We start from the raw sequence: 23,418 nt of genomic DNA, 5'->3' as shown, positions 1-23,418 counted from the left end.
GGAAGGACACATGAAGAAAATTGCCATCGTGGTCGCTGTCTGTATCGCTTTGGGCCTGCTGGTTGTGGGTCTGGGAGCGCTCTGGTATGTGCATACCAAGCTGCCGGTGCGCAGTGGCAATGTCACCCTGCAGCACCTGACCTCTGCGGTGACTGTTCAATACGACGAACGCGGCATCCCCCACATCGAGGCAGGCAACCAGGCTGACCTCTACCGCGCTCTGGGCTATGTGCACGCCCAGGACCGTCTGTTTCAAATGGAGCTGGTGCGGCGAGCCGCCAACGGGGAACTTGCCGAAGTGCTGGGCCCCGCATTGCTGGACTCCGACAAGCTGTTCCGTACCCTGGGTCTACGCGAACATGCCAAGGCGACCCTTGCCAACTTGGACATGAACAGTCCCGTCGGCCAAGCCATCACCGCCTATCTGGACGGCGTCAACCAGTTTCAGGCCACTCATCCTGCGCCCATGGAGTTTGACCTCATCGGCATTCCCAAGCGCCCCTTTGCTGCAGAAGACGTGCTGGCAGTCACGGGCTACCTTGCCTACACCTTTGCGCCGGCCTTTCAGAATGCACCTCTGATGACGTTCATCCGAGACAAGCTGGGCCCGCAATACCTCAGCGTGTTTGACGTGGACGGCCATCCGGAAGGCGGACTGCAAAGCCTGGCTTCCGCAGCGCCCGGCCGCAAAAGTCACCCTGCCTTGGCCTTGGGGCCGGACGACTGGAACCACCTGAACCAGCTTGCCAGCATCAGTCGGGGCGCCCTGCAGGCGGCAGGAATGGGTGCTTTTCAGGGAAGCAATGCCTGGGTCATTTCCGGCAAACGCACCGTCAGCGGCAAACCGATTTTGGCAGGAGACCCCCACATCGGATTTTCGATTCCGGCCGTCTGGTACGAGGCGCACTTGCACGCCCCGGACTTTGAGCTCTACGGCCAGTTTCAGGCCCTGAACCCGCTGGCCCTGTTGGGGCACAACACCGAATTCGGCTGGAGTCTGACCATGCTCGAAAACGACGACATGGACCTAATAGCCGAAAAGACCAACCCGGCCAACCCCAACCAGGTCTGGAGCCAGGACCAGTGGGTGGACCTGCAAACGCGCAGTGAAACCATCAAGGTCAAAGGCCAGCCCAGCGTCACGCTCAGCCTGCGCCATGGGCCGCATGGCCCCATCGTCACTGACGTGGTCAAGAACAACCCGGGATCCACGCCCATTGCCATGTGGTGGGCCTACTTGGAGACGGAGAACCCGATCCTGCAAGCCTTCTACGAACTCAACCGCGCCAACACGCTGGATAAAGCGCGCGAGGCTGCCAAGAAGATCCACGCGCCTGGACTCAACGTCCTGTGGGCCAGCGCCAGCGGAGACATCGCGTGGTGGGGTGCGGCCAAACTGCCGCAGCGCCCCGAAGGCGTCAACCCCCTGTTCATACTGGACGCCGCCAAGGGTGAAGCGGAGAAACCGGGCTACTACAACTTCAGCTTCAATCCGCAAGAAGAAAACCCGGCGCGCGGCTACATCGTCTCTGCCAACCAGCAGCCCGGCGGCGTGGTGCCCGTGTTCGGCCACTACCCGGTGCCGGACCGCGCCAAGCGGCTGGACGACGCATTGCAGGACATCAAGCCCAAGTGGGCTTCCGACCGCGCGGCGTTACTGCAGCTCGACAACTGCAGTGGCTATCCCAAACGGGTGCTTTCCGCCTTGCTGCCGGTGATGGAGCAGGTCATCAGCGATCCCAACCAGCGCGCCTTCATGGAGCCGCTGCAAAAGTGGGATGGATGCTATGACGGCACCAGCGTGGCAGCCACGCTGTTCACCCAATTCCGCTACGACCTTGCCAAAGCGATTTTTGAGGATGAGCTCGGTGAGGCCCGGTTCCAGAGCCTGCTGGGTTCCGAGGCAGGCTCTACGCTGCTGGACCATGCCCTGCCGCTGCTGATGGCCGATGCCAAATCGCCCTGGTGGGACAACGTGAAGTCACCAGCAAAGGAAAGCCGCTTTGAAACCGTGCGCGTGGCCTGGACCAACACGCTCAAGCATCTGGAAGGGCTTTACGGAACCAATCTGGTTGAATGGTCCTGGGGGCGTACCCACACCATCACCCACATTCACCCCATGGGCACGCAAGAGCCATTTGGATGGTTGTTCAATGTGGGGCCCTTTGCGGTGCTCGGCGGGCAGGAAGCGCCCAACAACCTCACCAACCGGGCCGGGCCCGGGCCGTGGACTGTCACCTACGGCCCCTCCACGCGCCGCGTGATTGACTTTGGTGCACTGGACAAGTCTCTGGTCATCAACCCACTGGGGCAGAGCGGCGTGCCCTTTGACAGCCATTACGCCGATCAGGCGGAACGCTTTACGCAAGGTGGCTATATGCACCAGCATCTGAGCGCAGCCGATGTGAAATCACATGCAAAAGAAACGCTCACCCTGGCACCCGCCCATTAGCTTGGCGCAATCGTCATAGCGCCAGCAATGTGCAGAGTTCAGCCATGGTGGCAACCGTGGCATGGGGTTGTGCGTCGTGCGTCCACAAGTGCCCGTTGCGATTGACCCATGCAGCCTGCATACCCACCTCCAGCGCGCCCAACACATCCAAAGCGGCATCGTCCCCCACGTGCAATATGGCTTGGGGCGCCAGCCCCAGGGCGTCACATGCGGCCTGGAAGATGCGCGCATCGGGCTTTGCGGCACCCACATCGCGGGCGCTGACAGAGCCGCAGAAGTACCCACCGATGCCTATGCGGTGCACGTCGGCATTGCCGTTGGACACGGCAAGCACGGGCCAGCGCGCGGACAGGGCCTGCAGGGCGACCTGCGCGTCATCAAACAGGCTGACATCGTGGCGCGCCGCAAAGAAGACCTCGAAAGCAGACTCGGCCAGATCCTGGTCTTCGCCACAGCTGCCCAGGCCCAGCCGGATCATTTCCCTGCGCATATGGCTCAGGTCATGCTGCAAATGCGGCCATTGGAGCTGCACCTGATCACGCAGTTTCTGACGCGCATCCGCGTTGGCAAAAAGCTCCGCAGTCGCTGGTGCTTGAGGCTGCAACCACTGCTGCAAACGCTCTTCTGCCCGGGCAATGGTGGGCCATATCGGCCACAAAGTGTCGTCCAGGTCCAGGGTAATCGCCTGGATGCGTGAGATGTCGAGCATATACAGGAGAATACCGCATGCCTTTCAACCCGGAACCCCCTTACTCCCACGGCCAGCCGGCCCGCACCGCCGTACTCTATTGCAACCTGGGCACTCCCGACGAACCCACTCCCGCAGCCGTGCGCCGTTATCTCGCCGAATTCCTGAGCGACCGCCGCGTGGTGGAAATTCCGCGCCTGCTGTGGATGCTGATCCTGCACGGCATCATCCTGCGCTTTCGCCCGGCCAAGTCGGCGGCCAAATATGCCAGCATCTGGACGCCAGAAGGCTCCCCCCTGAAGGTGTGGACGGAAAAGCAGGCCAAGCTGTTGCAGGGCTGGCTGGGCCAGCGCAACCACTACGTCAAAGTGCGCTGGGCCATGCGCTATGGCAGCACCCCCATCGCCAGCGAACTCGATGCCATGATGGCCGACGGCGTGACCCGCGTGCTGGTGATCACCGCCTACCCGCAATATTCGGCCACCACCACGGCCAGCGTGCAGGATGCCGTGTACGAATGGGCGCAGCGCACCCGCAACGTGCCCGAGCTGCGCTTCGTGAAGCACTACCACGACCACAGTGACTACATCGGCGCGCTGGCTGCCAGCGTGGAGCGCTACTGGCGCAAGAACGGAGTGCCCGACAAACTGGTGATGAGTTTTCATGGTGTGCCGGAGCGCACCCTGCACCTGGGCGATCCCTACCACTGCGAGTGCTACAAAACGGCGCGCCTGCTGGCGCAAAGGCTGGGACTGGAAAAGGACCACTTCATGGTGACTTTTCAATCTCGATTGGGCCGAGCCAAATGGCTTGAGCCCTATACCGAACCCACGCTGATAGAGCTGGGCAAGTCTGGCACCAAACGGGTCGATGTGATCTGTCCAGGCTTTACCAGCGATTGCCTGGAGACGCTGGAAGAGATCAACATCGAAGCGCGCGCAGCCTTTCTGCGCTCGGGCGGCAAGGAGTTCCACTACATCCCCTGCCTAAATGACGATCCCGAATGGATCACCGCGCTGTGCAATCTGACACAGACACACCTGCAGGGCTGGAACACACTGGAGATGGCCGACCCGCGCACACTGCAGCGCAGCCGCGATGCGGCATTGGCAATGGGCGCTACCGACTGAGGATTTACCGGGATTTACCTGAGCTTTGCCTGAAGTTCAACTAGGCCCGTGCGGTGCAACAAAGCTGCCCTATCATTTCAGACCATGACAAAAATCAATCGCCACGCGCTTTTTGCGCTCTGTGCACTGTGCAGCTTCGTTTTCGTAGCCTGCTCCGGCAAGTCAGATACTGCAGCGGGAGCTGGCTCCGGCAGTCCGGCTACGACCAGCGGCGCCAGCGCCCCTGCCGCCGCCGCGTCGGCTCCACTGCCACCGGTCACAGTGACCACCGTGAAAGCGCAAAAGCGTGACATGCCTGTCACACTGCAAATCACTGGCAGTGTGACCCCGCTGACCAGTGTGGATCTGCGCTCACAGGTTACCAGCACGGTGGCCAAGGTACATTTTGTCGAAGGACAGTTCGTCAAGGCGGGCCAGTTGCTGTTCACGCTGGACTCCCGCACGGACGAAGCCAATTTGGCCAAGGCAAAGGCGCAACTGGCCAAGGATCAGGCCAGTCTGGCGGACGCCAAGCGGCAGTTTGATCGGGCCCAGCAACTCTTCGCACAGAACTTTGTTGCGCAAGGCTCAGTGGACACGGCCCAGGCCGTGATGGAGTCCGCAACGGCCACGGTGGGAGCAGACCAGGCCGCAGTGGACGCGGCCAAGGTAGCGCTCTCTTTTGACCGCATCACTGCGCCCACCTCTGGCCGCGTCGGCATCATCAATGTGTCGGAAGGCAGCCTGGTGCAGGCCAACGTCACCAGCCTGGTAACCATTACGCAACTGGACCCGATTGCCGTGGCCTTCAGCATCCCGCAGCGCAATCTGGGTGACGCACTGGCCGCACTCAAGGGCGGCGGCGCGCCCGTGACAGCCAAGCTGGCCGATGGCGGCGGCACCTTCAAGGGCAAGCTGCAGTTCGTTGACAACAACATCAATGCCAGCTCAGGCACGCTGCAGGCCAAGGCCGTGTTCCCCAACAAGGATGCCAAGCTCTGGCCCGGCGCCTTTGTGGAGCTCTCCCAGACCGTCAACAGTCTCAGTGATGCCACGGTGATTCCACAGGCAGCCATCGTGCAAGGCCCGCGCGGCACCATTGTGTATGTGGTCGAAGACGGCAAGGCCCGGCTGCAGCCCGTCAAGGTAGTCTATGCCGAAGGCGGCAATGCAGCGGTTACCGGCATCAAACCGGACGATGTCATCGTGTTGGATGGCAAGCAGAACGTGCGCCCCAACAGCCCTATCGTCGAGCGCGCCAAACAGCCCAAGGCTGGAGCATCCAGCCCTGCCGCAGATGCAGCCAAACCTGCCGTGTCCCAGGCGTCCGGGGCTGACAAACCATGAACCTGTCGGAACTGTTCATACGCCGTCCGGTCATGACGGTGTTGCTGAACCTGGCCATCGTGCTGGCCGGTGTGATCGGTTACCGCAATATCCCGGTCGCCGCGTTGCCCAGCTACGACACGCCTGTGATCAACGTGTCGGCCAATTTCCCGGGTGCCAGTCCGGAAACCATGGCCAGCGCCGTGGCGCTGCCTCTGGAGAAGCAATTCCAGACCGTTCCGGGACTCAAGACCATCAGCTCCACCAGTCTGCTAGGAAGCACCTCGCTCACACTGGAATTTGACGAAGGCCGCAACATCGACGCAGCGGCTGTGGACGTGCAGGCGGCCCTGTTGCGCGCCCAGCGCTCTTTGCCGGTGGATATGACGCAAACGCCGTCGTACCGCAAGGTCAATCCGGCGGACGCCCCCGTGCTGCTGATTTCCATGCGCTCGCCCTCCATGGCGCCGTCGGATCTGCAGGACTTTGCGGAACACCTAATTTCCCCCAACCTGTCCACACTGGACGGCGTGGCCCAGGTGAACGTATTTGGCGCCAAGCGCTACGCGATCCGGGTACGCGCCAAGCCCGACGCCCTGACCGCGGTGAACATGGGTCTGGATGATCTGAGCAACGCCCTGCGGCTGGCCAATGTGAACACACCTGTCGGAACGCTGGAAGGAGACAAGCAGACGCTGGTGCTGCAGGCCAACAAGCAGTTGGAGAATGCACAAGCCTTCTCCAATCTGATCATCGGCGTGCGCAACGGCAACCCGATCCGGCTCAAGGATGTAGCCAACGTGGAAGACAGCGTGGAGACCTTCAAAAGCTCTGCCACGTACAACGGTGAAAACTCCATTACGCTGGCCATCCAGCGCCAGCCCGGAGCCAACACCGTGCGGGTGGTTGATGCCATTCGTGCCACCCTGCCTTCCCTGCAAAGCCAGATGCCGGCGTCCGTGTCGCTCACGCCTATCAATGACCGTTCCCTGTCCGTGCGCGAGGCCTTGCACGACGTGACGTTGACACTGATTGGCACCATTGCGTTGGTGGTGCTGGTGATTTTTTTGTTCCTGCGCCGCTTTGTGGCCACCGTCATTCCGACGCTGTCCCTGCCCGTATCCCTGGTCGGCGCCGTGGCATTGCTGTGGGGCCTGTCCTACAGCCTGGACAACATCTCGCTGCTGGGGCTGACCTTGGCCGTGGGGCTCGTGGTGGATGACGCCATCGTGGTGCTGGAAAACATCATCCGCCACGTGGAGAATGGCGAGGAACCCTTTCAGGCCGCCTTGCGCGGCGGGCGCGAAGTGGGTTTCACCATCATTTCCATTTCCACTTCGCTGATTGCGGTGTTCATCCCGATTTTCTTCATGCCAGGGGTGATTGGACTGCTGTTTCATGAGTTCGCAGTCGTCGTGGGGCTGGCCATCATCGTGTCAGCCTTTGTGTCACTAACGCTGGTTCCCATGCTGGCCAGCAAGTTCCTGACGGATGAGGCCCACAAGAAGCCGCCAGGTGGTCTGGTCAAGCTGTTTGAAATCGGCTTCGACAAACTGCTGGCGGGCTACACAGCCTTGCTGGACAAGGCGCTGTCGCACCGCAAGACCATCCTGCTGGTGGGTGCTGCGACCTTTGTCGCCACCGCCTGGCTCTTCACCATCATCCCCAAGGGCTTCTTCCCCGAGGAGGACATTGGGCAGATCCAGGTCTCTACCGAAGCATCGGAAGATGTGTCTTTCCCCGAAATGATTCGCCTGCAGGAGCGTGCTGCGGAAGTCTTCCGCAATGACCCGAACGTGGGCGCGGTGAATTCCTTCATCGGTGGTATCAATGCGCTGAACACTGGCCGCATGTTCATCACGCTCAAGCCGCGTGGCGAGCGGCTGCCCATGAAGCAGGTCATTGAAAACATGCGCAAGAAGTTGCGTGCGGTGCCGGGCATCAACGTGTTCATGCGCCCGGTGCAAAACCTGCAATTGGGAGGCCGCCCCAGCAAAGCGCAGTTCCAGTACATCCTGCAAAGCGTGAAGTCCGACGAGCTGAATGTCTGGGCCACCAAGCTGCAGGAGAGGCTACGGGATGACCCCCTGTTCCGTGACGTCACCAGCGATGCGCAATTGCGTGGCCTGCAGGCGCAGCTCAAGATCGACCGGGACCGCGCCAACGCGCTGGGTGTGTCGGTGGATGCGATTCGCACCGCGCTGTTCAGTGCCTTTGGTGAGCGCCAGGTGTCCACCATCTATCTGCCGACCGACAGCTACCAGGTCATCATGGAAGTGGCACCGGAATCCAAGCAGGATGAACGGGACCTGAGCCGCATCTTCGTGCGTTCGTCCACCGGCACGCTGGTTCCGTTGGCGGCCTTCACCACGGTGGAGCGCAGTGTGGGGCCGACTTCCATCAACCACGTGGGGCAACTGCAGGCAGTCACCGTTTCCTTCAATCTGGCGCCTGGCGCCGCTCTGGGCGACGCCACCGCCAAAATCGATGCTGCGCGAGCAGCCATTCAGATGCCGTCCTCCGTCATCACCAGCTACGGTGGCGATGCAGCGGTGTTCAAGAGTTCGCAGGGCAGCCAGGCCATATTGGTCATCTCTGCGCTGCTGGTGATCTACGTGCTGCTGGGCGTGCTGTATGAGAGCTTCATTCACCCCATCACGATTCTGGCTGGCTTGCCGTCGGCTGCCGTCGGCGCTCTGGCAACACTGATGCTGTTCGGGCAGGATCTGACACTGATTGCCACCATCGGCATCGTGCTGCTGATCGGCATCGTGAAGAAGAACGCCATCATGATGATTGACTTTGCGCTGGATGCCCAAAGGCACCATGGCATGACACCGGCCCAGGCCATCCGCGAAGCCTGTGTCATGCGTTTTCGCCCCATCATGATGACCACCATGGCCGCCTTGATGGGTGCTTTGCCCATTGCCTTGGGTCTGGGCGCTGGCGCCGAGCTGCGTCAGCCTCTGGGTCTGGCGGTGGTGGGCGGACTGGTGTTCTCACAGGCCATTACGCTGTTCATCACGCCGGTTCTGTACCTGCTGCTGGACCGCTTCAGCGGCACCGGTCCGGTGCTGACGCCGGAAGTGCCGGTAGTTGAAGACGCAACGGGCTAGGCCCAAACCAGGGCCCCGCTTTGATGGAAAAAGTCCGCATCGACAAGTGGCTTTGGGCCGCGCGCTTCTACAAGACACGCTCGCTGGCCACCGACGAAGTGCATGCCGGCCGCGTGCAGGTCAATGGCGCCGATGTCAAGGCGTCCCGCGAAGTCCGGGCAGGTGACACGGTCAGGTTGGTACAGGCCAAGTTTCCGCGTACCGTCGTGGTCAAGGGCGTGTCCGACCAGCGCGGCTCAGCACCCGTCGCGCAGCAGCTCTATGAGGAAACACCTGAGAGCATTCATAGCCGTGCAGAGGAAATGGAAAGGCGCCGCGTCAGTCCGGAACCAGCGCTGTCGATCGAAAAGGGGCGCCCCACCAAGCGCGACCGTCGCGATCTGGAAAAGAACTGGGGAGACCGCTGGTCGGCGTCACTGGATTGAGTCGCCAGCGTCCTCACGATACCGGGCAGGTCAGTCCTGCCCGAACAGATCCCGCGTGTAGACCTTGTCTGCGACATCGCCGAGCTCTACGGCCATGCGGTTGGCCACAATCACGTCCGATACCTGCTTGAACTCCTCCAGGTCGCGCACGACGCGGCTGTTGAAGAAGGCATCTTCCTTCATTGCTGGCTCGTAGACGACCACCTCCACACCCTTGGCCTTGATGCGTTTCATGATGCCCTGGATGCTGCTGGAGCGGAAATTGTCGGAACCGGCCTTCATCACCAGGCGGTGGATGCCCACAACTTTGGGATTGCGCCGGAGGATGTCCGAGGCGCAGAAGTCCTTGCGGGTGGTGTTGCTGTCCACAATGGCACGCATGATGTTTTGCGGCACTTCGTTGTAATTGGCCAGCAACTGCTTGGTGTCCTTGGGCAGGCAGTAGCCGCCGTAACCGAAACTTGGGTTGTTGTAGTGGCTGCCTATGCGCGGGTCCAGGCAGACGCCCTGGATGATCTGCCGGGTGTCTAGGCCATGGGTGGCGGCATAGGTGTCCAGTTCGTTGAAGTAGGCCACGCGCATGGCCAGGTAGGTGTTGGCGAACAGCTTGACGGCTTCGGCCTCGGTGCTGTCGGTCAGCACCACATCGATATCCTGCTTGATGGCGCCCTGCTGAAGCAGCGCGGCAAACGCCTGGGCCCGCTCGGAACGCTCGCCAATCACAATGCGTGACGGGTACAAGTTGTCGTACAGCGCCCTGCCCTCGCGCAGGAACTCCGGGCTGAAGATGATATTGGGGTGACCCGTCTCCTCGCGCAATTTGGCGGTGTATCCCACTGGAACAGTGGACTTGATCACAATGACCGCCGAAGGATTGATCTCCATCACGTCTTTCACCACCGACTCGATGGAACGGGTGTTGAAGTAGTTGGTGACGGGGTCGTAATCGGTGGGTGTGGCCACGATGACGTAGGTGGCACCGGCGTATGCCTCGACCTTGTCCAGGGTCGCCTTGAAGTTCAGAGGCTTGTGCGCCAAGTAGTCTTCCAGCTCGCGGTCCTCAATGGGGCTCTTCTTTTGGTTCAGCATATCCACCTTGGCAGCCACAATGTCGATGGCGACCACCTCGTTGTGCTGTGCCAGCAGCACTGCATTGCTCAAGCCTACGTAGCCGGTTCCTGCGATCGCAATTTTCATAACATCACTTGTAATTACTGCATTGAGGGGATTCCTGAGGCGAACCTCGCGCAACACCGATTTTGCCTTGCCTTTGTGACGCAAAAGTAACGTGCCCCGACGGCATCACAAACTTTCGCAAGACTTGTGCCCGGCCCATAGGCCTCCGATGCGCTACCCCCTTGGATTAAAATGCCCGGCAAAGATCTGCCTCATCCCTACCCTCCTACTGCCAGCAAGGCATATGGGCCGACCAGTGCCCATCACCAGAATTTCCAGAGCCCTCCCTAGACCATGAACCAAGAACCTGCAAGCACTGCACCCAACCTGAGCCTGGAGTTGGAAGTTGCCGAACTGATCGTGTCGGCACTTAACCTGGAGATCGCGGCAAAGGACATTGCCCCGGAGGCCACTCTGTACGGCGACGGGCTCGGGCTGGATTCCATAGACATTCTGGAAATCGCACTGGTAGTGTCCAAGCGTTTCGGCATACAGATCAAGGCCGAGAGCGAAGACAACTTCCAGAACTTCAGTTCCCTGCGCAGTCTGAGCGCGTATATCGCCGCCAACCGGACCACCTAGTGTCAATCAAGCAGTCGCTGGGATTGGCTTTGCTGGCCATTGTCGGCGCGACCTACCTCGGCTTGAGCTACACCATCACGGTGGCCGAGCATCCGACGTTGGCCATGCTGGCCTTCAGCATCGCGCCGCTGGCGACGCTTGCGCTGGCCTCTGCCTGGAATGCCAAGGCGCGGGGTCTGGCGCTGGGCCTCTTTGCCGTTGCCGCCATCGTCACCCTGCTGAATCTGGAGCCGCTGCGCGCCCACACGGCCTGGCTGTACTTCATACAACATGCGGGCACCATGACGCTGTTGTGCTTGAACTTCGGCCGCACCTTGGGCCATGGTCATGAAAACGCGCTGTGCTCCCGTCTCACGACTCTGATCCTGCACACCTCCGTGGACGCGCGCTACATGTACTACACATGGAAGGTCACGCTGGCCTGGACCATTTATTTTGGCTGCAGCGCACTGCTTTCGGTTGTGCTGTTCTTTGGCGCGCCCATTGCGGTTTGGTCCGTGTTTGCCGACCTGCTGACCCCTTTGCTTATTGGCGCGATGTTTGTAGGCGAATATCTGATCCGCGTGCGAACCATGCCGCAACGCATGCATTTCAGCATTGCCGAGACCATTCGCGCGTACCGCAAGCAGTCCTGATGGCCCCCACCCTGCTGCCCCCCCAGACGTGTTTGCCTCTGTTGCCGGACGCACCCGGCGATTCGATTCTGGCCTACCGCCAGACGCAGCCCGTTACGCGTGCCGAATTCCTGGGCCATGTACAGGGTGTGGCCGAGAAACTGCCTGCCGGTGCACCGGTGCTGAACCTCTGCGCCGACCGCTACTGGTTTGCCGTGTCCCTGTTCGCCGCGATCGCGCGCGGCAGCAACAGTCTGCTGCCAAACTCATCCGCACCTGAGCACCTTGCCGCCGTGGCGGCCACCCTGCCGAACCCGATCTGCGTGAACGACCAGCAAACCGTCACGCTGGGTCATCTGCCCAACATACGTGTGGACGCCGTGCCGCCGCAAGCCAGTTCCTGGGTGGAAGAAATTCCACAGATTCCCTTCGGTCAGCGCATAGCCACCGTCTTTACCTCGGGCAGCACGGGAGTGCCCCAGGCACATCACAAGACCTTCGGACGCCTGCAACACTGTGCCGAGCAGGCACGCAAGCGTTTGTGGGCCGTAGCCGGTGGTCCATGCACGGTCTTGGGCACCGTGCCCTTTCGCCACATGTACGGTCTGGATTTGACCGTGATCCTGCCACTGTTGGGCGGTACCTGCTTAAGCTCCCGGTTGCCCTTTTTTCCGGCAGATATTGCCGCCGCCTTGGCCGAGCTACCGGCGCGGCGTCTGTTGGTGACGACTCCGTTTCACCTGCGTACGCTGCTCAACGCCGAGATTGACCTGCCACCGATTGCTGCGGTGCTGAGTGCCACAGCCCCCCTTTCCCTTGAGCTGGCCACCCGGGCCGAAAGCATGCTGGGTGCACCGGTGTCGGAGATATTTGGCTCTACCGAAACCGGTCAGCTTGCCATGCGCAGACCGACGCAGCACGCGGAATGGGAAGTCTATGACGGCATCCACCTGCAGCAGCAGAACGGAGTGACCACGGCCAGTGGAGGCCACCTGGAAGCGCCGCAGGTACTGAACGACACCGTCGAAATCCTGAGCCCGACGCGCTTTCGCCTGCTGGATCGCCACGCCAACATGGTCAATATCGCGGGAAAACGCAGTTCCCTGGCCTTTTTGAACCACACCCTCATGCAGGTGCCGGGAGTGCAGGACGCTGAATTCTGGCTACCGCCCGTCAAGAACTCCATGGAGATCAGCCGCCTGGTCGCCTTTGTGGTGGCACCCGGACTTCAAACTGCCGACGTATTGCAAGCCTTGCGTGGGCATCTGGACCCGGTCTTTCTGCCCCGTCCCATCGTGCAATTGGCAGCCCTGCCACGAGATGGCAACGGCAAGCTTTCGCAACGCGTACTGCAGGCACTGGCTGAGGCTCACCTGCCTACGCGTCCTGCGCCATGAGCACATTGCATATCGCCGCTGACCACCCAGCGTTTGCCGGCCATTTTCCAGGCCGGCCCATCGTACCGGGCGTGCTGTTGCTGGACCTGGCAAAGAGCGCCATTGAAAGCGAAACCGGGTGTCTGCTGGTTGGTCTGGCGGAGGCCAAATTTCACAGCCCGGTCGGCCCCGGAGAACCGCTCGAATTGCGCTACGAATTGCGACCGGCCATGGTGCAGTTCGAGATTTTCAGCACCACACGCCGGGTCGCCAGCGGCCGCTTTCTGCTGCAGAAGGCAGTGCCCCCATGAGCAAGGCTGGTCAGAATCCGGAATGGATGCTGCGCAAGGAGCGAGGCAGCGTGTTCTGGCTGCATGCGATGGCCCAGCTCTCCCTTCGCCTGGGGCGGCGTTTGACGCGTCTGCTGGTGTTTTGCATCGCGCTGTACTTCCTGCTGGCTGCTCCCGCAGCGCGGCGCGCTTCACGGGACTATCTGACGCGCTGCCTGCAGCGTCGACCAGGCTGGATCGACGTGTACCGGCATTTTCTTGCCTTTGCCAGCACCATCCATGACCGCGTCTACTTTCTCAACGGCAGCACGAACCTGTTTGACATACGGACTCACGGTGCCGAAGCCGTCAAGGTGCTGCACCACGGGCAGCAGGGGCTGCTTCTGTTTGGCTCCCACCTGGGTAGTTTTGAAGTGCTGCACACCCTGGCTCGCGAAGAGTCCGGCATGCGTGTCTGTCTGGCGATGTACCCGGAAAATGCCCGCATGATCAATAGTGCGTTGCGGGCCATCAATCCCAGCCTGGTTCAGGAAATCATTGCCCTGGGTCACGCCCGTTCCATCCTGTTGATGCACCAACGCCTGCAAGAGGGCGCCATGGTCGGTATCCTGGCCGACCGCGCCACCGGGGCCAGCGATTATGAAGAGGTCATGTTTCTGGGGACACAAGCCAGTTTTCCGCTGGGACCATTCCGCATGGCAGCCATGCTGCGCCAGCCGCTGTACTTCATGGCCGGCCTGTACCAGGGCGCAAACCGCTATGACGTACATTTTGAAAAGTTGAGCGACTTCTCTGACACAACCAACGCGGGGCGCGAGGTGTTGGCAAGGGAGCTGATGCATGCCTACGTGGCGGTGCTGGAGCGACATTGCCGCGCGGCACCCTACAACTGGTTCAATTTCTATGACTTCTGGAAACCCGACAGCCGTGCCGAAAACTGACTCATGGACGTGGCGGTCGCGCCGCTTTGCCGCTGCCCTGCTGTGTCTGGGAGCGTTGGGCGCGCAGGCAGCCGACTTCAAGCTACCCGATCTGATGAAGCTGCTGCAGCAACAGAAATCCGGCACCGCAAGCTTTGTGGAAACCCGGCGTCTGGCTCTGATCGACAAGCCGCTGGAATCCTCCGGCGAACTCAGTTTCAATGCACCGGACCGGCTGGAAAAGCGCACGCTCAAGCCCCACACGGAATCACTGATCCTGGACGGGGACAAGCTCAGCATCACGCAGGGCGACAAGCGTCCCTATACCGTCAGACTGCAACAGTATCCGGAAGTCGCCGCACTGGTCGACAGCATTCGGGGCGCGTTGGCGGGAGACCAGCAGGCGCTGGAGAAAAACTACACGCTTGAATTGAGCGGAACGGCCGACAAATGGCAGTTGGTGCTGGCGCCCAGCCAGCCCGCGCTGACCAAGATCGTTCGCCGCATCCGCATGGCCGGCCATCAGGCGGCACTGCAAACCATTGACATCGAGCAGGCTGACGGTGACAGCTCCGCCATGGTGATTTCCCGTCCAGCCACGCCATGAATCGGGCGCACCGTAGGCTGACGCTGTCGCTCTGGTTGGGCGCCATGGCAATCTGCGTGGCACTGATCGCGCAGACCCACTTCGTGTCTGACTTGTCGGCCTTCATGCCGCGCATGCCAAGCGAGCGGCAACAATTGCTGGTGGAGCAGCTACGTGATGGCATCGTCGCCCGCCTCGTCATGATCGGCATCGAAGGCGGAACCCCACAGGAGCGTGCCCGCGAGTCCCAGGCGCTGGCGCAGCGCCTGAGCACGCAGGCGGCCTTCAAATCGGTGCAAAACGGTGATGAACGGACCCAGCAACGCGACCGTGACTATTTCTTCCACAACCGCTACCTGCTCAGCCCTGCCGTGTCGGCCGAACGTTTCACGCCGGATGGCCTGCGCCAAGCCATTGGCGCCTCCATTGATGCCCTGTCGGGCGATGCCGGCATGCTGCTCAAGAAACTGCTGCCGCACGACCCCACGGCAGAAACCCTGCAGGTCCTGCAGCAGTTTTCGGGCGACAACCAGCCCAATTCCAGCGAGGGGGTATGGTCCTCACCTGACGGTTCTCGAGCCCTGCTGCTGGTCCAGCTGAACGCTCCCGGCACCGACACCGAGGCGCAATCCCAGGCGCTGTCCCTGATCCGCAGCAGCTTTGAAAGCGTGCGCGGCGGGCAGGCGCAAACGCGGCTGCTCATGAGCGGTACCAGTGTGTTTGCCGTGTCCTCACGCGCCACCATCGAAAATGAGGTGCGTCGCCTCGCCATTGCCAGCTTCTTGCTCGTGATCGGTCTGCTCCTGCTGGTTTACCGATCGCTTGCTCTGCTGCTGCTGGGCCTGGTGCCGGTGGCGTCGGGCGCGCTGACCGGCGTTGCGGCGGTCAGTCTGGGTTTCGGCCACGTACACGCGCTGACCCTGGGCTTTGGCACCACTTTGATTGGCGAGGCGGTGGACTATTCCATTTATCTGTTCATCCAAGGCAGCGCACAGACAAACATGCGCAGTTTCTGGCGCACGATCCGCCTGGGTGTGATGACCTCAACGGCGGGCTTTGCCGCGCTGCTGTTCTCGGGCTTTCCCGGTCTGGCCCAATTGGGCTTGTATTCGATTGCCGGACTGGTAGCCGCCGCACTCGTGACCCGATTTGTGCTGCCTCTGCTGATGCCTCAACAACCAAAGCTGCGCGACCTGGGCCGCGCCGGGCAGCTGCTGGACCGGGTGTTTCATCGGGCTGTCCGGCTGAACTGGGTGGTTGGCGCTCTGCTTCTGCTGGCAGGAGGCACTGTCCTGTACCACGGTGCCCACATCTGGAACCTTCAGGTATCCGCGCTCAGCCCGATCTCTGCAGCGGATCAAGAACTGGATGCGCAGTTGCGTGCCGAGCTGGGGGCGCCAGACATGCGCTACATCGCAACCATCAATGCCGCCGATCAGGAGAGCGCGTTGCAGCTGGCGGAGCGGACCGGTGCTGTATTTCGCCACCTGGTCGAGCAAGGCTTTCTGGGAGGCTACAACTCGCCAGCTTTGGTACTGCCCAGCCTGGCCACGCAACAGGCGCGTCGTACCGCGTTGCCTGATGCGCGCCAGGCGCGTGCCACCCTGCAGGCGGCCTTGGCCGGCTTGCCACTCAAGGCTGAACGGCTGGAAGGGTTTCTGCAGGACCTGGAAACCAGCCGCAACGCCCCCCCCCTGGTGCGCGCCGACCTGCAAGGCAGTTCCGGTGCCCTGCTGCTGGATTCCCTGTTGATCCAGCGCGCGGGCAAGTTCATGGCTCTCATGCCTTTGCGCCCTGTGGCCACAGGCCACGAGGCGCAGCCCATTGATCTTGCCCTGCTCCGCGCGGCCTTGCAGCAGGCCGGTTTGTCGCAGGTCGTGCTGATCGATCTGCAGGAAGAAACCTCCAGTCTGTTTCAAAGCTATCTGCATGAGGCTGTGTTGCTGTCCGGTCTGGGCTGCCTTGCAATTGTTCTGCTCTTGCTGCTGACCCTGGGTTCACTGCGCCGTACCGTGCGCGTGGTGCTGCCATTGGCCTGTGCTGTGCTGTGCGTCACAGCCCTGCTGTTGGCACAGGGCATCCAGTTGACCATCCTGCATCTGGTGGGGCTGTTGCTGGTGGTGGCGGTAGGCTCGAATTACGCGCTCTTCTTCGACGGCAGCGACCCTGCCGAGACCGACGCCAGCCGACGCCAGAAGCAGACCTCTCTGGTTGTCGCCAACCTGACCACCGTGGGCAGCTTTGGCTTGTTGGGCTTTTCCTCCGTTCCGGTGCTGTCCGCCATTGGCAGCACCGTGGGCCCGGGTGCTTTTCTGGCCCTGGTCTTTTCGGCCGTTCTGGCACGTGCACGCACCCATGCTGGCGTTGTTTGATCGTTGTCCTGGGAAAGCACCGGCACGGCGACTGCTGATCCTGCTGCCGCCGGCCGAAGCCACTCCCGAAGATTTCTTTGCCCAGGGCTTTGTGGACGCAGTGCGCCAACACGGCATCGATACCGACATTCTTCTGGCGGGTGTCGACTACCAGCACGTCATGGCAAAAACCGTGTCCGCCGAACTAGCCCGGCAAATCCAGTCGTATGCACAAGGCACGCCCTATTCGGAAATCTGGCTGGCTGGCATCTCGTTGGGTGCATTCAATGCCCTGGGGTTCGCCGCCACGTGTGACCAAGCCCTGGCAGGATTGCATTTGATGGCCCCCTATCCCGGAACGCGTGACATCCTGCGAGAGATACATGATGCTGGCGGCGCGCTGAAGTGGGTGGATTCGCCGCAATGCACGGATGTGGACGAGCGACAGTGGTGGCGCTGGCTTGCCCGTCAGGCGAAAACCGGTAGATGGGATATGCCCATCTCCCTGAGCCTGGCTACGCGCGACCGGTTTATCACGGGTCAGAATTTGCTGGCCGCATTGCTACCCGAGCAGCAGGTGCATTGCGTCGACGGCGCCCACGACTGGGCCGCCTGGATGACAATGTGGGAACACTGGCTGGCGCACGGCCCGCTGACCACCCCGATGTCCCACCCTGCACTTGCCCCATGACTGGCTGGCGTCCCTCTCTTTTCCTGCTGACCACAGCGTTGCTGCACCTGGCGGCGCTGCCGCTTCTGGCCATGGGTCTATGGGGGTGGGCATTGGGCTGGCTGGTCACGTTGCACCTGCTGATCATGGCGGTGAGCCTGTGGCCGCGCAGCCAATGGCTGGGGCCCAACATGCTGCGTTTGCCAGCGACCGCTGCGCGCAGACGCGAAGTTGCCATCACCATAGACGACGGCCCTGATCCGGTCGTCACGCCGCAGGTGCTGCGCATCCTGGCTGCCCACGGCGCGAAGGCCACCTTTTTCTGCATTGGCGAACGTGCCGCGCGCCACCCGGAGTTGTGCCGCTCCATTCTTGCCGCGGGCCATACGATCGAAAACCATGGGCAAACGCACCACATGCTGTGTTCGCTGTTTGGGCCGGCTCGGTGGCGCCGCGAAGTGGGTGACGCACAGGCCACACTGCTGGGCATCACGGGGCGCAGGCCGATCTACTATCGCGCCATGGCGGGCTTGCGCAACCCTTTTCTGGCACCGGTGCTGCACGCCTTGGGGCTGCAATTGGTGACGTGGACGCGACGCGGTTACGACAGCCGCGATGGCAACGCCGACCAGGTGCTGGCGCGCTTGCTGCGCCAACTGGCCGCGGGTGACATTTTGCTGTTGCACGACGGCCACTGTGCACGCACGCGCCAGGGTCAGCCTGTCATTCTGGCGGTGCTTCCGCGCCTGCTGGAGCATTTGTCCGCACATCACCTTCAGGCGGTGACGCTTGCCGACGCATGTGCAACGCCCTGATGTGGACGTATGCGCTGGACTGCGGCAATGGCCGGTAGCGTGGTCCGCTTGAATGTCCGCTAGCTTCGCTAGAATTCCCCCACTTTCACAGGTACTTGCTGCGTGTCTTCCCTTTGCCTCACGGCCTTCACCATGACCAGCGCGCTGGGTGCCGGATTGGACGCCACGCGCCTGGCTCTGCGCAGCCGGCGTTCCGGCCTGCGACCTGGCCCCTGGCGAGACGTGGCACTGCAAACTTGCATCGGTGAGGTCGATGGCCTCGACCAGATGGCCTTGAGCGCGAATCTGGCCGCGTACGACAGCCGCAACAACCGACTGGCGCAACTGGCGTTGGCGCAGGACGGATTCAGCGACCATGTGCAGCGCGCCATCACCCGCTATGGGCAACAACGGATCGGCGTGTTTCTGGGCACAAGCACCTCTGCCATCCTGAGCTCCGAGCTGGCTTACCGGCAGCGCGACCCGCACAGCGGTGCCTTGCCCGAAGGTACGCCTTACCAGACCACCCACAACATGTACTCGGTTGCCGACTTTGTGCGGCGACGCCTGGGCCTGCAAGGCCCGGCCTGCGTCGTTTCCACCGCCTGCTCCTCCAGCGCCAAAGTGTTTGGCATGGCCCGGCGCATGATGTCCGCTGGCCTGATCGACGCGGCGCTGGTCGGTGGCGTCGATTCGCTGTGCTACACCACGCTGTACGGGTTCCACTCCCTGCAGCTGCTGTCCGGGCAGCCCAGCCGGCCTTTTGACGTGGAACGCGATGGCATTTCAATTGGCGAAGGTGCGGCCTTTGCACTGCTGGAACGTGAAAGCCTGGCACAGGCAGGCGATGTGCTACTCACTGGCGTCGGGGAGTCCAGCGATGCACACCATATGTCGGCACCGCATCCGCAGGGCCTGGGGGCGCAACTGGCCATGCAAAAGGCACTGACCATGGCGGGTCTGCAGGCAGACCAGATCGACTACATCAATTTGCATGGGACCTCCACGCCCGGCAACGATTCGGCAGAGGACAAAGCAGTGTGTGCGCTGTTCGGTCAGCAGACTGTCTGCAGCTCCACCAAAGGCCATACCGGCCACACACTGGGTGCAGCAGGCGCCATCGAGGCGGTGGTCTGCGCCCTGGCGCTGCAAGATGGTTTTGCACCGGGCGGTGTTGGCACCCAGGTGCTGGACCCGGCTTTGCATTGCAACTACCTGCTGACCAACCTGGATCAGCCCATGCAGCATGTGCTGAGCAATTCCTTCGGCTTTGGCGGCAGCAACTGCAGCCTGGTGTTTTCCTTGAAGTCCGTATGAGCACGCTTTCCATCCATGTCGACGGCATTGGCCTGTTTGGCCCTGGTCTTTCCGGGTGGAGCACAGCCGTACCCGTGCTGACGGGAGAGCAGGCCTACGTGCCGGCGCCCATGCAGTTGCCGCCCCTGGACGCGCTGCCTGCGGCCGAGCGGCGGCGGGTGGGCACGGCTGTCAAACTTGCCTTGTCCATCGGCTTTGATGCCGTGCGCGGGGCCGGGGCCGACGCCGCTCAACTGGCCACCGTTTTTTCTTCCAGCGCCGGAGACTGCGACAACTGCCACAACCTTCTTGAAGCGCTGGCCTCAGCGGACCGTTCCGTGTCGCCCACACGATTTCACAATTCGGTACACAACGCGGCCTCCGGCTACTGGAGCATTGCTACGGGTTGCATGGCGCCGTCCACCAGCCTGAGCGCCTTTGATGCCACCTTTGCCGCTGCGCTGTTGGAAGCCGCCACCCAGGCGCTGGATAGCGCGGCGCCCTGCCTTCTGGTGGCCTACGACACGGTGTACCCTGAACCGCTTCACAGCTTGCGGCCCATCGCCTCACCCTTTGGCGTGGCCATGGTGCTCAACCCGCAACGCACTGAGCAATCGCTGGCACGGCTGGAAATCGGTTGGACGAGCAATGTGGACACATCCATGGCGGATGCAGCACTGGAATCCCTGCGACGGAACAATCCGTCGGCCCGCAGTCTGCCTTTGCTGCAGCAGCTGGCGCGGGGAACGCCCGACAAGGTGGTGATCGAATACCTGGATACAACGAACCTTGCGCTGACGGTGCTGCCATGCCAATGAGCCCCCCTCCTGGGCCTGCACCCTACCTGCCAAACAGGGACTGGATTGCCGCCCATATCCCACATCAGGGTGATATGTGCCTGCTCGACGCGGTCGAGCAATGGGATGAGACCGACATCGTGTGCCGCGCCAGCAGCCACAATAGCCCGGACAACCCGCTACGCAGCCAGCAAGGGCTGGGCATCTGTATCGGCATCGAATATGCGGCCCAGGCCATGGCGGTGCATGGGGCACTGCTGGCAGGAACCGACCGCGCCCCCGGTAGCGGATACCTGGCCAGTGTGCGCAACGTGGAGTGGACACAGCCCCAACTGAACACGGCGGGTGAAGATCTGCATATTCGAGCGCAGCGAATTTCCGGCAACGAAGGCAGTTTCTTATATGCCTTCAGCATCCACGCCGGGACACGACAGCTGCTGAGCGGACGTGCCAGCGTGCTGCAGGCAACGGCCTCGGCCAACCCACTTTTTTGAATCGGAACCCGCATGAAACGTGCTTTGGTTACAGGGGGAAGCGGTGCGATTGGCGCCGCCATCTGCCACCAGTTGGCCAACGATGGCTACCATGTGGTGGTTCATGCCAATAGCCAACCGGCCTTGGCCCAGGCCGTGTGTGAGTCCATTGTCGCGGCTGGCGGGTCGGCCCAAGCCCTGCAGTTCAACGTGGTGGATGCCGAAGCGACGCGTCAGGCGCTGGAGGCGCTGCTGGAAGACGGCCCAGTACAAGTGCTGGTGAACAATGCCGGAATTCACGATGACGCAGTATTTCCAGGCATGCGCCCCGACCAATGGCACAGCGTCATCGACGTATCGCTCCACGGTTTCTTCAACGTCACCCAGCCATTGTCCATGCCCATGATTCGCAGTCGCTGGGGTCGCATCATTTCCGTCTCGTCGATCGCCGGCATCACCGGCAACCGTGGACAAACCAATTACGCGGCAGCCAAGGGAGGCCTGCATGCTGCCACCAAGTCCCTGGCGCTGGAGCTGGCAAGCAGAGGCATCACGGTGAATGCCGTGGCGCCAGGCATCATCGATACCGCCATGAGCAGCGGCAGCTTCAACGAAGCGGCCATTGCACGCATGGTGCCCATGAAGCGCGCCGGCACGGCACAGGAAGTGGCACACCTCGTCTCTTTTCTGGCATCGGAGCGAGCGGCCTACATCACAGGCCAGATCATCTCGATCAACGGCGGCATGGCCTAGGCAGCACCTCCACGATCGGCCAGCGCAACCAGTCGTCGCAGCAGCAACCACGGAAGGCGCAAGACAAAGCCCAGCATCAGACGGGTGTGCATCCACGTCAGCAGCCGGTTATCACGCCAGTAGTTGAAATGAGAGACGCCGCCTTCGTTCGCCGTCAGGTATTTGACCGGTGCAGGCAGATTGATCGGTCGAACGCCGCTCCAGCAAAGGCGCACCACGGCCTCCGGGTCGAAGTCAAATCGCCGCATCCAGCGCCGATCGTGCATGATCTGGCGCAACGGCCCTATGGGATACACCCGAAAACCATACAAGGAGTCACCAATGCCCATCCACAGCGTTTCCAGATTGGCCCACCCGTTGGAAATTTTGCGCCCATAGACACGCAATGCAGGTGCCGATGCATCAAACACCGGCACTCCCAGCACCATTGCACTAGGGTTGGCCGCAGAGCACGCCATGAAGTCCGGGATCAGCACCGCGGGATGTTGACCATCCGAATCCATGCACAAGGCATGCGTAAACCCTGCGGCGGCGGCCACGTCAATGCCGTGCAACACGGCGGCACCTTTGCCCTGGTTCTGCGTCAATACCAGCACTTTGAGGCCGTCGTCGCCTTTCGCCATTTCCTGCAATCCCGCCGCCGTGCCGTCGCTGCTACCGTCCACCACCACCCATACCGGATTCCAGCGGGTGCGCGCTTCACGCACGGTCTGGTAGACCCGAGGACCGGGGTTGTAGCTGGGTATCAAGACCAAATGGGTGGCAGATGCAGTGTTCACTTTAGAGCGTCAGGTTGGGGTCGATTGAGCAGTGCATCGCCTGCAGATAGTAATTTTGCAGTTGCTCGACCGTTTCGCAGCTGGGTACCGATGTTGGCAGGTCAGCGCCCAGCCTGGCCTGGTAACGCACCGGAAACTGCGGGGGGCGCCAAATTTTCCAGCCCTTGCTTAGATACGGAGAGTTGGTCAGCAGCAAAATCGGCTGCAGCGGAGCCTGGGCGCGCCTGGCAATCACGGCAAACCCTGGTTTGATCGGATTGAGTGGCTGGCGCGTCGTGCGGGTGCCCTCAGGAAACGCCAGCAGCAAGTCGCCACTTCGCAGTGCGGCAACGGCTTCGCGCAAAAGGCGCTCGGAACTGCGATTGGACACATATCCGGCCAAGTATGCACCGACCGCCAGGAACAGATTGGTCCCAATGCTTGCCTTCATCAGACAGGTCACCCGCCGCACCCGTGACAAGACCAGGAACACATCGATCATGCTGGGGTGGTTGGCGACCAGCAACAGCCTTGTGCGGCCATTGAGTGCGTCCAACGCCCGCAGATCCAACTCCATCAACCCGCAACTTACACAGCTGGCCAGAAAAAGCCTGAAGACTGCACTGATCAACTCCTGCACCAAGGGCTTGCGAAACGTACGATGTGTGGCCAGCAAGGGTAGACAGACAGCACTTCCCAACAGAAGAAGCAGGCCCAGCCAAAGTAGCAACAGGTAGAAAAGGCAGACTTGTATAAATCGGCGTGGCGTAAATTGTTTAACGTGCATCTGTCTCTGAATACTACCGCGTCACCCATCCCAATATTCAAGAAATCCACCAGAGCTGACGCTGCCTGCCGCACCTGTT

The 23,418-nt window shown here is 61.6% G+C and carries 22 protein-coding genes; 18 read left to right on the top strand and 4 right to left on the bottom strand.

Features of this window, described 5'->3' with window-relative positions; all coding sequences use genetic code 11:
• Positions 1-10 precede the first annotated feature (10 nt).
• The gene (locus tag AAGF34_RS19390; RefSeq protein ID WP_342617346.1) at positions 11-2,452 is read left to right on the top strand and encodes a penicillin acylase family protein; all 2,442 of its coding nucleotides are present in this window, start codon (positions 11-13) and stop codon (positions 2,450-2,452) included.
• Positions 2,453-2,465: 13 nt separating this feature from the next.
• Here AAGF34_RS19390 and AAGF34_RS19385 read toward each other — a convergent pair whose 3' ends face one another.
• Positions 2,466-3,161, bottom strand: coding sequence for an HAD-IA family hydrolase (locus tag AAGF34_RS19385; RefSeq protein ID WP_342617345.1), 696 nt, complete (start codon positions 3,159-3,161; stop codon positions 2,466-2,468).
• Positions 3,162-3,178: 17 nt separating this feature from the next.
• On the opposite strand from AAGF34_RS19385, the gene hemH reads away from it, so the two are divergent.
• The 4 genes from hemH to AAGF34_RS19365 all read left to right on the top strand — a co-directional run bounded on the left by hemH (position 3,179) and on the right by AAGF34_RS19365 (position 9,116).
• Positions 3,179-4,270: a ferrochelatase gene (hemH, locus tag AAGF34_RS19380; RefSeq protein ID WP_342617344.1), complete on the top strand. Its 1,092-nt coding sequence runs from the start codon at positions 3,179-3,181 to the stop codon at positions 4,268-4,270.
• Between the two features lie 84 nt (positions 4,271-4,354).
• Positions 4,355-5,596: an efflux RND transporter periplasmic adaptor subunit gene (locus tag AAGF34_RS19375; protein WP_342617343.1), complete on the top strand. Its 1,242-nt coding sequence runs from the start codon at positions 4,355-4,357 to the stop codon at positions 5,594-5,596.
• Positions 5,593-8,691 (top strand): efflux RND transporter permease subunit, encoded by a 3,099-nt coding sequence (locus AAGF34_RS19370; protein WP_342617342.1) that lies wholly within the window; start codon positions 5,593-5,595, stop codon positions 8,689-8,691. The genes AAGF34_RS19375 and AAGF34_RS19370 overlap by 4 nt, the downstream gene beginning before the upstream one ends.
• Before the next feature lie 23 nt (positions 8,692-8,714).
• Positions 8,715-9,116: an RNA-binding S4 domain-containing protein gene (locus tag AAGF34_RS19365; protein ID WP_342617341.1), complete on the top strand. Its 402-nt coding sequence runs from the start codon at positions 8,715-8,717 to the stop codon at positions 9,114-9,116.
• Between the two features lie 30 nt (positions 9,117-9,146).
• Here AAGF34_RS19365 and AAGF34_RS19360 read toward each other — a convergent pair whose 3' ends face one another.
• Entirely contained in the window at positions 9,147-10,313 is a 1,167-nt protein-coding gene (locus AAGF34_RS19360; protein WP_342617340.1) for a nucleotide sugar dehydrogenase, read from the bottom strand.
• A gap of 273 nt (positions 10,314-10,586) precedes the next feature.
• Between AAGF34_RS19360 and AAGF34_RS19355 the strand changes: the two genes are divergently transcribed.
• The 13 genes from AAGF34_RS19355 to fabG all read left to right on the top strand — a co-directional run bounded on the left by AAGF34_RS19355 (position 10,587) and on the right by fabG (position 21,794).
• On the top strand, positions 10,587-10,874 hold the full coding sequence (locus AAGF34_RS19355; RefSeq protein ID WP_342617338.1) for a phosphopantetheine-binding protein: 288 nt from the start codon (positions 10,587-10,589) through the stop codon (positions 10,872-10,874).
• A complete protein-coding gene (locus tag AAGF34_RS19350) occupies positions 10,874-11,509 on the top strand; it encodes a hypothetical protein (RefSeq protein ID WP_342617337.1) in 636 nt (211 codons plus the stop codon). Before AAGF34_RS19355 ends, AAGF34_RS19350 begins: the two co-directional genes overlap by 1 nt.
• Entirely contained in the window at positions 11,509-12,885 is a 1,377-nt protein-coding gene (locus tag AAGF34_RS19345) for an AMP-binding protein (protein WP_342617336.1), read from the top strand. Before AAGF34_RS19350 ends, AAGF34_RS19345 begins: the two co-directional genes overlap by 1 nt.
• Complete coding sequence (locus tag AAGF34_RS19340) at positions 12,882-13,175, top strand: hypothetical protein (RefSeq protein WP_342617335.1); 294 nt, start codon at positions 12,882-12,884, stop codon at positions 13,173-13,175. The genes AAGF34_RS19345 and AAGF34_RS19340 overlap by 4 nt, the downstream gene beginning before the upstream one ends.
• Positions 13,172-14,095, top strand: a complete 924-nt coding sequence (locus tag AAGF34_RS19335; protein WP_342617334.1) for an acyl-CoA synthetase — start codon at positions 13,172-13,174, stop codon at positions 14,093-14,095. The genes AAGF34_RS19340 and AAGF34_RS19335 overlap by 4 nt, the downstream gene beginning before the upstream one ends.
• A complete protein-coding gene (locus tag AAGF34_RS19330) occupies positions 14,082-14,681 on the top strand; it encodes a LolA-related protein (protein ID WP_342617333.1) in 600 nt (199 codons plus the stop codon). Before AAGF34_RS19335 ends, AAGF34_RS19330 begins: the two co-directional genes overlap by 14 nt.
• Entirely contained in the window at positions 14,678-17,032 is a 2,355-nt protein-coding gene (locus AAGF34_RS19325; protein ID WP_342617332.1) for an MMPL family transporter, read from the top strand. Before AAGF34_RS19330 ends, AAGF34_RS19325 begins: the two co-directional genes overlap by 4 nt.
• Positions 17,016-17,702 carry a hypothetical protein gene (locus tag AAGF34_RS19320; RefSeq protein WP_342617331.1) on the top strand — a complete coding sequence of 229 codons (687 nt, stop codon included), beginning with the start codon at positions 17,016-17,018 and terminating at the stop codon, positions 17,700-17,702. The genes AAGF34_RS19325 and AAGF34_RS19320 overlap by 17 nt, the downstream gene beginning before the upstream one ends.
• Positions 17,699-18,496 carry a polysaccharide deacetylase family protein gene (locus AAGF34_RS19315; RefSeq protein WP_342617330.1) on the top strand — a complete coding sequence of 266 codons (798 nt, stop codon included), beginning with the start codon at positions 17,699-17,701 and terminating at the stop codon, positions 18,494-18,496. The genes AAGF34_RS19320 and AAGF34_RS19315 overlap by 4 nt, the downstream gene beginning before the upstream one ends.
• A gap of 102 nt (positions 18,497-18,598) precedes the next feature.
• Positions 18,599-19,792, top strand: a complete 1,194-nt coding sequence (locus tag AAGF34_RS19310; protein WP_342617329.1) for a beta-ketoacyl-[acyl-carrier-protein] synthase family protein — start codon at positions 18,599-18,601, stop codon at positions 19,790-19,792.
• Positions 19,789-20,589 carry a beta-ketoacyl synthase chain length factor gene (locus AAGF34_RS19305; RefSeq protein ID WP_342617328.1) on the top strand — a complete coding sequence of 267 codons (801 nt, stop codon included), beginning with the start codon at positions 19,789-19,791 and terminating at the stop codon, positions 20,587-20,589. Before AAGF34_RS19310 ends, AAGF34_RS19305 begins: the two co-directional genes overlap by 4 nt.
• Complete coding sequence (locus tag AAGF34_RS19300; RefSeq protein WP_342617327.1) at positions 20,580-21,062, top strand: 3-hydroxylacyl-ACP dehydratase; 483 nt, start codon at positions 20,580-20,582, stop codon at positions 21,060-21,062. The genes AAGF34_RS19305 and AAGF34_RS19300 overlap by 10 nt, the downstream gene beginning before the upstream one ends.
• 12 nt (positions 21,063-21,074) lie before the next feature.
• Positions 21,075-21,794 carry a 3-oxoacyl-ACP reductase FabG gene (gene fabG, locus AAGF34_RS19295; RefSeq protein WP_342617326.1) on the top strand — a complete coding sequence of 240 codons (720 nt, stop codon included), beginning with the start codon at positions 21,075-21,077 and terminating at the stop codon, positions 21,792-21,794.
• On the opposite strand, the gene AAGF34_RS19290 is transcribed toward fabG, so the two are convergent.
• Complete coding sequence (locus AAGF34_RS19290; protein WP_342617325.1) at positions 21,791-22,573, bottom strand: glycosyltransferase family 2 protein; 783 nt, start codon at positions 22,571-22,573, stop codon at positions 21,791-21,793. The genes fabG and AAGF34_RS19290 overlap by 4 nt on opposite strands.
• A 1-nt stretch (position 22,574) precedes the next feature.
• Positions 22,575-23,228, bottom strand: coding sequence for a lysophospholipid acyltransferase family protein (locus AAGF34_RS19285; protein WP_342617324.1), 654 nt, complete (start codon positions 23,226-23,228; stop codon positions 22,575-22,577).
• Positions 23,229-23,418 lie beyond the last annotated feature (190 nt).

The organism is Rhodoferax sp. GW822-FHT02A01 (genome assembly GCF_038784515.1).
Classification (GTDB): Bacteria; Pseudomonadota; Gammaproteobacteria; order Burkholderiales; family Burkholderiaceae_C; genus Allorhodoferax.
Note: the sequence above shows the minus strand (reverse complement) of the source record. Positions and strands in the feature narration are given on the sequence as shown.